Source organism: Paraburkholderia piptadeniae (assembly GCF_900007165.1).
GTDB classification, from domain to species: domain Bacteria; phylum Pseudomonadota; class Gammaproteobacteria; order Burkholderiales; family Burkholderiaceae; genus Paraburkholderia; species Paraburkholderia piptadeniae.
The window spans coordinates 76,118-88,877 of sequence record NZ_CYGY02000026.1 but is presented as its reverse complement, the minus strand read 5'-3'; the positions used below and the strand labels follow the sequence as shown (position 1 = coordinate 88,877).

The window sequence follows — 12,760 nt, the reverse complement described above, 5'->3', positions numbered from 1 at the left end:
TTTAACTCGGGATACTAGCATCTTGCGCGCCCGGCGTGGCGTGCATCGCGGATCACAGGCGACGGTGATAGGCGACGAAGCAAGTGAGGTTTCAAGCGCGGGGAAAATTTTCAATCAACGGCATCGGGCGATGCGTCAGGTTCGCTGATTGCACGCCGGCTGCACATGAACCCTGACACGCATCGGTCGCGTTTCGATGCATACGATTCGCGCGACGCGTCGCACGCAATCTGGCTGTGCCCTTCGTCGATTCGCACGGTCAGCAAAAACTCATGCGGCGAACAGATGCGCGGGCTACAGCGCCAGATGTTCAAAGATAGTTAAATCTGCGCGATCACCGTTGATGCTTGCGGGACAACGAACGAGAATGAAGTCGCGGTGACCGTACCGCAAGTGGCATTTAGAGCCGCAGCCGTGGCTGCGGCTTCTTTTTTTGAGTTGTGAACGAAGATGCCATTGGGAGCGTGTGACGGCAGCGCGTATTCGGCGTGGCTCGATGCGAATAACAGATCTTTTAAGGGAGCGTGGTATGGGAATCCTCGACAAGGTGGGCGAAATAGCGGGCGCGGTAGCGGCAGTCGAAGCGCTCGAAAAGGTTGATCCGGATGCGGGTCTGCTGACCAAGGCAGCGGCCGCCGTGGCAGGCTTCGAAGGCGCAGGCGCGCTGGAGTCGCTGGTCGAAAAGAAGAAGGACGTCGCGCAAGAGGCAGCCGACGATCCGCAAGCGGATGACGCTTCAGGTTCTCAGGCGTAACCGCGTTCCGCATGCCAGCCGGTGCATGAGACAAAAGCGGTTGAACTCGTCGATGTGCTGGCTGCCCGTGTGAAGACTTACATCGCGGCAGAGTTGCAGCCGCGATGTCTTTCCCGATCATTCAAATAAGCCGAAGGGATTTGCTCGCAAATCCCTTCGGCTTTCGACACATTCGCTACGTCGCAAGTCGAGATGCCGTTATTGCGCGGCAGTGAGCCTGGGTCCCGGGCGCGTCGGCAGTGACACGTCCTGTTGTTCCTTGCGCTGGTCGGACACCGCCTCGATGCCCTTTCTCGTGACATCTTCGAGGAAGATAAGCCGCGACCGGTAGTACTCAGCGCGCAGCTGTGCGTCGAGTACCTGTTGTTCGGCACGGAACAATTCCATGCGCAGTTCATCCACCGCGCGCTCGGCCTGTTTCTCGGGCGTCGGCGCGTGGCGTGCTGCCCAGTTTGCAATCCACATCAGCATGATGAATCCCTCGCGTTATCGGACAACGTTGCGCAGGCTGCGAAGCTGTTGCACCGCTCGTTCACATACGACGATCGATTCCTGACGTCAAAAGACTACCAAAACCCGATGTGTTCGTTTTTTAAATAATGTTAGTGCAGTTTTCGCACGACGAGCATATGGCCGTCTTCTTCCGATACGTCATTGCATCAAAGGCGCAAACGGGAATTGTCATTCGTGTTTGTTCGTCGACTTGACAATTGCTAAAAGAATTCGATTTGCGGATCTCATATAGTACCTACCGCGATTCGAATTTCATCGAATACGAAGGCAATCAGGGAGAACTACCAGACTGGACTATCCAGCGTCCCGATGATCGTTGAAGCGTGCGACTGCCGCACAATGGTCATCAAGTTGTCACGCATAAGTCATTGCAATTTGCTCGAAAAAAGACAAGGGAAAGCCGATGCGTATCGTTCAGGAATTCAAGGAATTTGCCCTCAAGGGCAACGTAATGGATCTCGCTGTCGGCGTCATCATTGGCGGTGCCTTTTCGGGCATCGTCAGTTCGCTGGTGAAGGATCTGATCATGCCCGTGATCGGCGTCGCGACGGGCGGCCTCGACTTCTCGAACATGTTCGTACGCCTTGGCGACATACCGTCCACCTTCAAGGGCAACCCGGACTCCTATAAAGATCTACAGGCTGCCGGCGTCGCGGCGTTCGGTTACGGCTCGTTTATCACCGTGCTGATCAACTTCATCATCCTCGCTTTCATCATCTTCATGATGGTGAAGTTCATCAATCGCCTGCGCAATCCGGACCCGGTCGCTGCACCCGTACCCGCCGCGCCATCCGAAGACGTGCTGCTGCTGCGTGAGATTCGCGATGCCGTGACGGGCCGCGTTTCCTGAAAGTTCGACTCACGGCGCGACCTGCGCCGCGACTCACAGCAATACCGAGGCCTTTCATTCGCAACGCGCGCCCACTGCACGCTGCTCACACGGATGGCGAAGATGAAGACCTGGAGAATCATCGGATTGTGCAGCATGGCGCTCGTCATCCTCGTCCTGTTCACGAGCATGTGCGTCATCCTGCAGGAAGGCGTGGCCGCACGCGGCGCGGGTGGAACGCTGCCCCACGTCGTGCATCCGTAACTCATCTGCCGATCGGTTGCCGGTGCTTGCCGGCAGCCATCCGGTAGTTCGACTGCCGCGAGCGGCGAGCCAGCGCGGGTGAGCGGGATCGCTGCGATCGACGCGGCCTCGTCTGCTCAATGGTCGATCCAGTCGGTTCGCGACCGTCAGCCATTTGACAGCTGATGGCCACAGTTCAGAGCCTGTCCGGCGTGATTCGCAGCGAGCGATCACAGCCCGCGACAGGCGAGAGGCGACGGGCGCCGCCATCGACAGCGCCGCCTTGCGGGCGGCCCCTGCGGGCTAAAGCAATCGGTTAGGCGAACCGATCTAACAATCTTTAAATGATTTTATTGCGCCCTCTTTTTATACTGTGCGCAAAATTGTCAAAATCCGTCGGACGCCGGATGACAATTTTTCGGGCTGCGAAGGCTAGCTGGCACAAAGAGGGACTCGAAGTCGTTGTTCACCGAGGGATCGGATGTTTTTCAGACCAGGCACGACGAGGATTCCGTTCAAGACCGGCAACGAGGCGCGCAAAGTCGGGAGCGACGGGCGGCGCATCGAGCTGGATCCGGCGAGCGACTATCACGCTCGCGCGGCGACGGAAGCCTATGCGGATTCCTGTGCATTGGACATGCCGTGGCTCGCCGAGTGGCTGCGCGATTGTGCGGCGGGCGGCGATGCCGGTCTGACGAATTGCGCATCGACGGTTCGCCGCGTGTTCGACCTCGCGCAGGAGTGGGCGTCGCGCGAGCCGGACTACGCGCACGCCGCATGGGAGCATGTGAGGGTGGGTCTGGAGGCGGCGCTGAGCGCGCATCTGCGGCCGAAGGAAAACGTTGACGACAAGGTGGCGGCCCTGAGTGGCGCTGGAGCAAAGGCATGATGGACAGAGCGCGTCCCGGACGACTCGGTGCGTCCGTCTGCCCGATGAGTGATTTCGCGTGCGGGGTCTTATGAGAATTGCAGTGCTGGACGATGATGTGGCGCAAGCCGACTTCGTTTGTCAGTCGCTGGCGGTAGATGGACACGATTGCCATGCTTTTGCTGAAGGCCAGGCGCTCGTGAAGCATTTGCGCCGTCAGACATTCGATCTGCTGGTGCTCGACTGGAACGTGCCCGACATGTCGGGCGAAGAGGTGCTGCGCTGGGTGCGTCAGAGCCTGTCCGACCGTCTGCCCGTGCTGTTCATGACGAGCCGCAGCCGCGAGACGGACATCGCGGCGATGCTGAACATGGGCGCCGACGACTATGTCGTCAAGCCCGTCGCGACGAGCGTGCTTCTCGCTCGCGTCAGATCGCTGCTGCGTCGCGCCTATCAGCTCAATCAGGCGGCGACGCGGGAAGTCTTCGGGGAATTCGAGTTCGAGCTGGGATCGAAGCAGGTGGTCGCTCGCGGCCTGCCCGTCACGTTGACGCAGAAGGAATTCGAACTCGCATTGCTGCTGTTCCGGCATCTGAGCCAGCCGCTGTCGCGCGCGCATATCCTCGAAGCGATCTGGAGACAGGACATCGACATTCCGTCGCGCACGATGGACACGCACGTATCAATGCTGCGCGCAAAGCTCGGTCTTCGCCCTGAGAAGGGCTATCGGCTCACGCCCATTTACGGCTACGGCTACCGGCTCGAACGGCTCGAAAAGGGGGATGCGTGACGGTTGCCGTAGCGGACATCGCATCGCGCGTATCGTCGCCGGCGACGCCGCGCGTTTCCGTCCGGATGGTGACATTCGCGTTGCGCGGCATCATTGCGTGTCTGATGGCCGCGCTGGCGCTGCTGCCCGCGTGCGCCGACGCGCAGACGGCCGTCAAGCGTGCGCCTGCTGCATCCACGGTCTACGTGGCGCGTGCCGGGGACACGCTCTACGACGTCGCCGATCGCTACCTGCGCGACCCGCGCGACTGGGTCGTGCTTCGTAAGCTCAATCACGTCGAGGACCCGCTTCATCTTCAGCCGGGTGCGAAGCTGATCCTGCCCGTCGCGTTGCTGAAGCAGGAGCCCAGGACCGCGCGCGTCGTCGCGATGAGCGGTCCCGCCGAACATGCATTCCGTCAGAACGCGTTCGTGCCCGTCACGGTCGGCATGACGCTCGTCGAAGGCGACCGCGTGCGCACGGGCCACAACGGCTTCGTCACGCTGGAACTCGACGACGGCTCGCACCTGTCGGTGCCGCAGGACAGCACGATCGAGATCGGCACGCTGAGGCAGACCGTGCCGACGGGTTCGCAGGATCGCGTGATCGAGCTGAGGAAAGGCGAGGTTGATAGCGAGGTTACGCATGCGACGAAGAAGGACGATCGCTTTCAGATCCGCTCGCCTTCGGTGGTGGCGGGCGTGCGTGGCACCCGCTTTCGCGTGAGCTATGACGGAGGCGAGCAATCGACGGCTGTCGCCGTGCTCGATGGTGCCGTCGGCGTCGATGCGGCACGCGTGCGCCCGCGTGCGCCGGGCGTGCCGCTGCAGGCGTCGACGCAACTGATCGGCGCGAAGTTCGGCAACGTCACGCGCGCGACGGGCGGCGTCGGCGTGCCCGTGGCCTTGCTGCCGTCACCCGCGCTCGCGGAGCCCGGCAAGGTGCAGGACGCGAACGACGTCTCGTTCGCTATCGTGCCATCCGACAAAGCCCACGCGTATCGCGTGCAGATCGCGCGCGACGCCGACCTGTTCGACCTGATCCGCGACCAGCGCGTGAGCGCGCCGCACGCAACGTTCGAAGACTTGCCGGACGGCAATTACTTTGTGCGCATTGCGTCGATCGACGACATCGGCCTCGAAGGTTTGCCGCGGATCTACGCATTCGAGCGCCGCCAGTTCGCACTCGAAGCGTCGGCGGGACAACGCCCCGGCACCCGCGACTTCGAGTTCCGCTGGCTGTCGGCGAGCCGTCCGGGTGTCGAGACGCGGTTCCGCTTCGTGCTGGCCACCACCGACGATTTGCGCGAGCCGATCGTCGATCGCGCGGATCTCGCGGCGGGACAAATCGCCGTGTCCGATTTGCCGCCGGGCGTCTACTACTGGACCGTGATCGCCGAGCAGTTCGAGAACGGCCGGTTCTATCAGAAGGGAAGTTCAGTCCGCTCGTTTACACTGGCCCGGTGATGACCACGGGCGGCCCGCGCATGAGCTTCGATCCGCGCATACGTCTTGGGCGGCCAGTCGGGCGCCGCTTCCTGTTCGAATGGCTGTGCATCGGCTGCCTCGGCGTCGTGGTCGTTCTGCTCGGCTCGCTCGGCAGGCTGACTGTGAGCGCCGATCACCTCGTCTATGACCGTTTCCTGCGCTGGCGCGCGCAACCCGTGCTGCCCGAGATCGCCGTCGTCGAAATCGATAACGCGAGCATCGCGCGGCTCGGGCGCTGGCCCTGGCCGCGCGCCGTGCATGCGCGGCTGCTGGACGAAATCGCGAAAGCGCATCCCGCTGCCGTGGTCTACGACGTGCTTTTCACCGAGCCGGCCGAAGACGATGCGCAACTCGCGCAATCGATCGCCGCGAACCCGACGTGGCTGCCTGTTCTCCTGACGCCTGAAGATGCGAGCGGCACGCGCGTCGCAGTCAGGCCCGTCGAGCCGCTCGCCCAGGCCGCCGCGGGGCTCGGCCATATCAACCTCGAAGTGGATGGCGACGGCATCGTGCGCAGTGTCGCGTTGTTCGAAGGCGATGCGCATATGCGCTGGCCGCAGCTGATGGTGCCCGTATGGCGCGCGTTCAAGCGGGGCGAGCTGAAGCTCGCGGACGGTCCCGGCACAGCTGCGGCGTCGCCGGATCGAACGAGAGTCGACGGCAATGGCGAAGGGCGCTTTCTGATTCCGTTCAGCCCGCTCGCGCAGTCGTATCCGAAGGTTTCGTTCGCGAGCGTGCTCGATGGCGAGGTGCCGCAAGACATGCTGCGCGGCAAGATCGTGGTGATCGGCGTGGCGGCATCGGGGCTCTACGACAGGTTTTCGACGCCCGTATCGGGTCAGCTCGGCCCGTTGCCCGGTGTCTATATCCACGCGAACGTGCTCGATATGCTCGTGACGGGGCGCGAGATCGAGCCCGCGCGCCGGGCGCTCGTGTGCGCCGCGTCGCTGGTGCCGCTCGGCGTGCTGCTCGCGGGCCTGCTCGTGCTGTCGCCGCTGCGTTCGCTGCTGATGACGCTCGTGCTCAGCGTGGCGATGGTCGTCGGCAGCGCCGCGCTGCTGTACGGACTGCGGCTCTGGATTTCGCCTGTGCCTGCCATCGTCGGACTGATCGCCGTGTACCCGATGTGGAACTGGCGTCGGCTCGAAATGACGATGTCGTATCTGCGCAAGGAACTGCAGCGCCTCGCCGACGAGCCTTATCTGTTGCCCGAGGCGCCGCATCGCAGCCGCGAGTTCGGCGGCGACGTGCTTGCGCAGCACATGACGCTGATGGCGCAGGCGGCGCGGCGCGTGCAGGACATGAAGCGCTTCGTGTGGGACAGCCTCGACAGCGTGCCGGAGCCGATTCTCGTGAGCGATGTGCGCGGTATCGTGCTGATCGCGAACCATGCGGCGAAGGCACACTTCGCAGGACTGGGCGCGCCGAGGCCCGAGGGGCGGCAGATGCGCGAAGTGCTCGGCGATCTCGTCTTTGTGAAGGCGATCGGTTCGAGCGCGGAGGCCGACGGCTTCGGACACGCGCACTGGCCCGCGATACTCGATCCAGGGCGGATTGCGTTTGCCGGCATGATGGAGCAGGGCATCGAAGTGCGCGATCGCAACCAGCGCGATCACCTGTTGCGTTACGCAAGATGCACGAACGCGCAAGGCGAGGCGATCGGCTGGATTGCGGGCCTTGTCGACGTGACGGCCCTGCATGCGGCCGAGCGTCTGCGCGAGGACGCGCTGCGCCTGCTGTCGCATGACATGCGCTCGCCGCAGGCATCGATACTGGCGCTCGTCGAGATCGAGCGGGCGCGCAAGCTCGAGTCCGACCGCATGCGCGATTTTCTATGCCGCATCGAACGCTACGCGCAACGCGCGCTCACGCTCGCCGACGATTTCGTGCAGCTCGCGCGCGCCGAATCGCAGGCCTATGTGCTCGAGCCCGTGAGCTTCGTCGAACTCGTGATCGATGCCAGCGACGAGGTCTGGCCTCAGGCGCAGGCGAAGTGCATCCGCCTTGAAGCGGCATACGACGAGCAGGGCGACGGCCACTGGATCAACGCGGACCGCTCGCTGATGACGCGCGCGCTCGTGAACATCCTGAACAACGCAGTGAAGTACAGCCCGTCCGATACGCGCATCACGTGCACCGTCGCACAGGAGCGCGGTGCTTCGGGCGCATCGCCGGCGCGCGTGAGCTGCACGATTCGCGACGAGGGCTATGGCATTTCAACCGAAGATCAGGCGCATCTGTTCGAGCGCTTTCAGCGCTTTCACGAAGCCGAGCGGCCGGAAGTCGCCGGCACGGGGCTCGGCATGGCCTTCGTGAAAGCGGTCGTGACGCGGCACGGCGGCGATGTGTGCGTCGAGAGCGCGCCGGGCAAAGGGACGGCCTTCACGATTTCGCTGCCGGTGCTCGACGAGGCCGACGCGCACGCATGAACGGCGCACGAACTTGAACGGTACGCGAACTCTACTCAATCGAAGCGAGATGAAAGTGAAGAAAGTGACGTATAGCGCCGCAGTGGTCCTTGCGAGTGTCGTCGGTCTCGCAGGCTGCGCCGATGTGACGACGGATGTGCACGCATCGGGAGCGCCCGTCGTGCTGCAGGGCGAGCGTACCTATGCGTTCGCGCGTGCCCCGTGGCCGCAAGCGCATCCCGCGAGCGAGCAGTACGAAGCGCTGGTTCGAAGCGAGCTTGCGAACTATGGGCTCGTCGATCGAACGGCGGATCACGCGAGCTATCTGGTGTCGCTCGCGTATGACACGCGGCCCGCCGCCGTCGGCGTCAGCACGGCCGATTGCGGGAACGCATGCGACGGTGCTGCGGGCACGGGCTTTTCGCTGTTCGGGCGCGAGTATCGGCATTCGATGACGTTGCGGCTCTTCGAAGCGGCAAGCGGCAAGGAGGTCTACAAGGTCACGGCGACGAGCCGCGACCGCGATGCCGACACCGGGCATCCCATTCCGTGGCTCGTGAAGGGGGCGCTGGCGCAATTTCCGTTCGCGGAGTACGGCGCGTGGCGAGTGAAGTTGCGGCCGGGCGATGCAGCCGACAAGCAGGTGCCGCGCGTGGTCACGGTGAAGCACGTCGACCAGTGACAGGTGACAGGGAAGGCTGCGCCGCCCATTACGGTTCGAGCAGCCGATGCAGGCGCAGTTCCTCGAGATCGAGCTCGGCCTCCAGCCTGTGCAGCACGGAATCTTCTATCTTGCCTTCGCGATGCAGACGCAGCAGCGTTTGCCGCGAAGTCGCAACGAGATCGAGTTCGAGACGCAGATGGCGCGCTCGCAGTTCGATGTGTTCGCTGCCTTCCGAATGCGCTTTCTCGTTGTTGCGCACTCTCACCTCGTATTCGTCGATGAGCCGTCGAACGAGGTTCTTGTCCTCGCCCCCGGCCGACTTGCTGATCTTCTCCAGCTCGTTCAACGATGCACGAAACGTATGCGAGCGTGCTTCCAGTTCCGACATCGTCGAGCCACGCATCGGCCGAAGACCGATGAGGCGGATCAGCACGCCGAGACTGCCGCCCTGTATCACGAGCGTTCCGAAGATGACGAGGAAGGTGCTGAACACGATGGCGTCGCGATCCGGAAACTGCTCGGGCAATGCCAGTGCCGCGGCGAGGCTGACCACGCCTCTGACGCCCGCCCAACCGAGAACGGCTATTTCGCCGGGACGCCATGGGCGTCCTGCATTGCGGTGTCCGGACGCGATGCGCGAGGGCAGATAAATCCCGATCGCGACCCACACGAGACGCGACAGAATCACGGCCACGATGGCGGGCAACGCGACGCTCGCGCCCGTCGACAGCATCGAGCGCGTGTCGCCCATCCGCTCGACGATTCCGTGCAGCGCGAGTCCGATCAGAATGAACACGAGCGCATCGAGCACGAACACGATCACTTCCCACGTTGCCGACGCCTTGATGCGCGTGTGCGCATCGAACGCACGATGCTGACGCACGCCGAGCATCAGACCGCACGTGACGACGGACAGCACGCCTGACCCTCCGAGCTCTTCCGCGATGCTGTAGCTGGCCCATGCCATCAGGAACGTGAGCACGATGCGAAGCATCGGGTCCGGGACTCGCTTGATCAGCCACATCATGACCTGTCCGCACGCGATGCCGACGGCGATGCCGATGAACGTCAGTATCAGGAAAACGCCCGTCGCGCGGCTCGCCGTGAATTGCCCGGTGAAAGCGGCGGCAATCGACATCTGATAGAGGAGAAGACCCGTTGCGTCGTTGACGAGACTCTCGCCTTCGAGCACGGTAACGAGCCGCGATGGAAGCGGGTTGCGATCGAGGATGGCTTTCGCGGCCACCGCGTCCGGCGGCGAGACGATTGCGCCAAGCGCAAAGCAGGCGGGCCACGCCAACGCGGGCGCGAAGGCGTGCACGGTGACGGCGACCGCGACGGTGGTGAACGCAACCGCTCCCAGCACGAGCGACAGGATGCTCAAGACCTCGCGACGGAAATCCGACCACGCGGTGTAGAACGCGCTCGACATCAGCAGCGGAGGCAAGACGGCCGTCAGCACCAGGTTGGGGTCCATGTCGACGGTCGTGTGCCGTCCCATCAGCGCGACGGCGGCCCCGCCGAACAGCAGTATCACCGCGGGCGGAATGGCCATGCGCCCGGCAACCCATGTCAGCACTCCCGCACCGCAAACGAGCAGCAATATGTAGTGAAAGAGGTCGACGTTATTCATGCGGGACTTTATCCGGCAAACATTGGACGCTGGGAGAAACGGAGGCAACGCGTTCGCGCGCGTCGTACTGGCCAGTGCGATGCGATGTTGCCACCAATATCCGGTATTGTTGCTTGAAGAAGCCCGCGTTCAGAACGCGGGCACAGATGTTGATGCCTGGCTTGTTGAAGAGCGTTCGATAACGATGCCGCGCGCGTCACATATTCGAGCGCGCGGCATCATGCCGATATCGGACAGCCGGACTTTAAACGGCCCAGCACGAGCAACCCAGTGCGCCCCAGAAGCTCTTCAGGTCGGACGCGGGCACGCTCTTCGACCATGCTCGCGCGTGCGCATGACCATGCACGCCACAGGCGCTCGCACAGCCGCAGGCCAGCGCGTTCTGGCTGCGCTGCAACGGCGTGCCTTGTGCGGTGCCCCATCCCGCATAGCCGCCGTATGCGCGCACGGGCGACCAGTCCGGCATCGCGGGCGGAATCGGCGCATCGTGATCCGCAAAAGGACCGGCCGCATAAACGATCTTGCCGCCGACCACGGTCAGCACGGCAGTCGTACCGGCGATATCGGACTCCGGGCAGCTCAGATAGTCGCGGTCCGGCACGATCAGATCGGCGAGTTGCCCTGCCTGGATGCGGCCTTTTTTGCCTTCTTCATTCGAGAACCACGTGACGTTCTCGGTCCACATGCGTAGCGCGGTCTCACGGTCCAGACAATTGCGCTGCGGATAGATCCTCAGTCCCGCGAGCGTCTTGCCCGTGACGAGCCACGAGAGCGCGACCCATGGGTTGTAAGAGGCGACACGCGTTGCGTCAGTGCCCGCCGATGTCTTCACGCCTTTCTCCAGCATACGCGCGACGGGTGGCGTCGCTTCGGCTGCCGCGGCGCCATAACGCTCGACGAAGTACTCGCCCTGATACGCCATCCGATGCTGCACGGCAATGCCGCCGCCGAGTGCCGCAATACGATCGATCGACCGTTCGCTGATCGTCTCCGCGTGATCGAAGAACCAGTTCAGACCCTTGAGCGGAATATCGCGATTGACCTTTTCGAACACATCGAGCGCACGGCTGATCGTCTCGTCATAAGTCGCATGCATGCGCCACGGCCAACGGTTTTGCGCGAGCACACGAACGACTTCTTCGAGGTCGCCTTCCATCTCAGCGCTCATATCGGGGCGCGGCTGGCGAAAGTCCTCGAAGTCCGCCGCCGAGAACACGAGCATTTCGCCGGCACCGTTATGCCGGAAATAGTCATTGCCCTGTTTGTATTTCGACGTGCGCGTCCAGTTCAAAAAGTCTTCCTTTTCGCCTTTGGGCTTTTGCGTGAAGAGGTTATAAGCGAGCCGGATCGTCAGCAAGCCTTCGTCCGAGAGCTTCTGAATGACTTCATAGTCCTCGGGGTAGTTCTGAAAACCGCCGCCTGCATCAATCGCGCCTGTCACGCCAAGCCGGTTCAATTCGCGCATGAAGTGGCGCGTTGAATTGATCTGATATTCGAGCGGTAGCTTTGGCCCTTTTGCGAGCGTCGCATAGAGGATGCCGGCATTGGGCTTTGCGAGCAGCAGGCCTGTCGGATTGCCCGCCGAATCGCGCACGATTTCGCCTCCGGGCGGCTCCGGCGCGTCTTTTGTATAGCCAACCACGCGCAGCGCAGCCGCATTGAGCATTGCACGGTCGTACAGATGCAGAATGAACACGGGTGTATCGGGCGCAACGGCATTCAGTTCTTCGATCGTGGGAAGACGCTTCTCGGCGAACTGATGTTCCGTGAAGCCGCCGACCACGCGCACCCATTGCGGCGGCGGCGTGATGGCCACCTGACGCTTGAGCATCTCCATCGCGACAGCAAGCGACGGAACGCCGTCCCAACGCAACTCCATATTGAAGTTGAGGCCGCCTCGAATAATGTGCAGATGATTGTCGATCAGCCCAGGCAGGACGCGGCGGCCCTGCAGGTCGATTACCTTCGTCGCATTGCCTGCGAGCGGCAGGATCTCGGCGTCGTCGCCCACGGCGCTGAACACGCCTTCGCGTATCGCGACAGCCGTCGCTTCGGGCTTGCTTCTGTCGAGCGTGGTAAAGCGGCCGTGATGCAGGATCAGATCGGGCGTATCGTCAACGTGAGTGCTCATGAGCGCTTCTCCGATGAATTGGCTGCGGCAGTGCGCGACCTGTTGCCCGACTGGCGTCCGGGCAGCGAGCCGAACATATGCTGCGTGCACTTCGAGTCGGTCCACGCCGTGTGGAAGCCGCTGCCGGACAGCATCTGTTTAGCGACGGGAATGATCTGTTCGCCGCCGAGAATGCCGAGCAGGCCGACAAGGGCGACAAGTGGCGGTGCAGGGGAACGCACGTTGATGAGGCTGTAGATCACGCCAACCAGCACGCCAGCCAGCAAGGAGAAAAGATAGAGTTTCATTGGCTCGTATTCCTGTGGTTCACGCGTCGTGCGAATTCATCGCAAGCGCTGGGGTGATAGGAAACGGCGACAACGGGTCGCCACTCATGTTGGCGGATGGATGAAGGTGATGCGCAACGCACTGCACGCGCAACACACCGGCAGTGTGGAACGCACGCTCGTCATCTGGCGCGA

12 protein-coding genes are annotated in these 12,760 nt (G+C 62.8%); 8 read left to right on the top strand and 4 right to left on the bottom strand.

The features are described from left to right. Positions 1-529 precede the first annotated feature (529 nt). Positions 530-754, top strand: a complete 225-nt coding sequence (locus tag BN2476_RS14175) for a hypothetical protein (protein ID WP_087734805.1) — start codon at positions 530-532, stop codon at positions 752-754. A gap of 198 nt (positions 755-952) precedes the next feature. Here BN2476_RS14175 and BN2476_RS14170 read toward each other — a convergent pair whose 3' ends face one another. Then, positions 953-1,225 carry a hypothetical protein gene (locus BN2476_RS14170; RefSeq protein WP_087734804.1) on the bottom strand — a complete coding sequence of 91 codons (273 nt, stop codon included), beginning with the start codon at positions 1,223-1,225 and terminating at the stop codon, positions 953-955. Between the two features lie 445 nt (positions 1,226-1,670). On the opposite strand from BN2476_RS14170, the gene mscL reads away from it, so the two are divergent. From mscL to BN2476_RS14140, 7 genes are all read left to right on the top strand, one after another. Further along, positions 1,671-2,117, top strand: coding sequence for a large conductance mechanosensitive channel protein MscL (gene mscL, locus BN2476_RS14165; protein WP_087734803.1), 447 nt, complete (start codon positions 1,671-1,673; stop codon positions 2,115-2,117). Positions 2,118-2,219: 102 nt separating this feature from the next. Beyond that, positions 2,220-2,360 (top strand): hypothetical protein, encoded by a 141-nt coding sequence (locus BN2476_RS46470; RefSeq protein WP_160111715.1) that lies wholly within the window; start codon positions 2,220-2,222, stop codon positions 2,358-2,360. Between the two features lie 460 nt (positions 2,361-2,820). Beyond that, the gene (locus BN2476_RS14160; protein ID WP_087734802.1) at positions 2,821-3,228 is read left to right on the top strand and encodes a hypothetical protein; all 408 of its coding nucleotides are present in this window, start codon (positions 2,821-2,823) and stop codon (positions 3,226-3,228) included. A gap of 70 nt (positions 3,229-3,298) precedes the next feature. Further along, on the top strand, positions 3,299-3,997 hold the full coding sequence (locus BN2476_RS14155; RefSeq protein WP_087734801.1) for a response regulator transcription factor: 699 nt from the start codon (positions 3,299-3,301) through the stop codon (positions 3,995-3,997). Positions 3,998-4,062: 65 nt separating this feature from the next. Next, complete coding sequence (locus BN2476_RS14150; RefSeq protein ID WP_087734822.1) at positions 4,063-5,442, top strand: FecR domain-containing protein; 1,380 nt, start codon at positions 4,063-4,065, stop codon at positions 5,440-5,442. Beyond that, on the top strand, positions 5,442-7,892 hold the full coding sequence (locus BN2476_RS14145; protein ID WP_087734800.1) for a CHASE2 domain-containing protein: 2,451 nt from the start codon (positions 5,442-5,444) through the stop codon (positions 7,890-7,892). The genes BN2476_RS14150 and BN2476_RS14145 overlap by 1 nt, the downstream gene beginning before the upstream one ends. Before the next feature lie 49 nt (positions 7,893-7,941). After that, positions 7,942-8,553: a DUF4136 domain-containing protein gene (locus BN2476_RS14140; protein ID WP_087734799.1), complete on the top strand. Its 612-nt coding sequence runs from the start codon at positions 7,942-7,944 to the stop codon at positions 8,551-8,553. Positions 8,554-8,581: 28 nt separating this feature from the next. On the opposite strand, the gene BN2476_RS14135 is transcribed toward BN2476_RS14140, so the two are convergent. The 3 genes from BN2476_RS14135 to BN2476_RS14125 form a co-directional block, all read right to left on the bottom strand. Next, complete coding sequence (locus BN2476_RS14135) at positions 8,582-10,168, bottom strand: Na+/H+ antiporter (protein ID WP_087734798.1); 1,587 nt, start codon at positions 10,166-10,168, stop codon at positions 8,582-8,584. A 244-nt stretch (positions 10,169-10,412) separates the two neighbouring features. Next, positions 10,413-12,299: an amidohydrolase gene (locus BN2476_RS14130; RefSeq protein WP_087734797.1), complete on the bottom strand. Its 1,887-nt coding sequence runs from the start codon at positions 12,297-12,299 to the stop codon at positions 10,413-10,415. After that, positions 12,296-12,586 (bottom strand): XapX domain-containing protein, encoded by a 291-nt coding sequence (locus BN2476_RS14125; RefSeq protein WP_087734796.1) that lies wholly within the window; start codon positions 12,584-12,586, stop codon positions 12,296-12,298. Before BN2476_RS14125 ends, BN2476_RS14130 begins: the two co-directional genes overlap by 4 nt. Between the last annotated feature and the right edge of the window lie 174 nt (positions 12,587-12,760).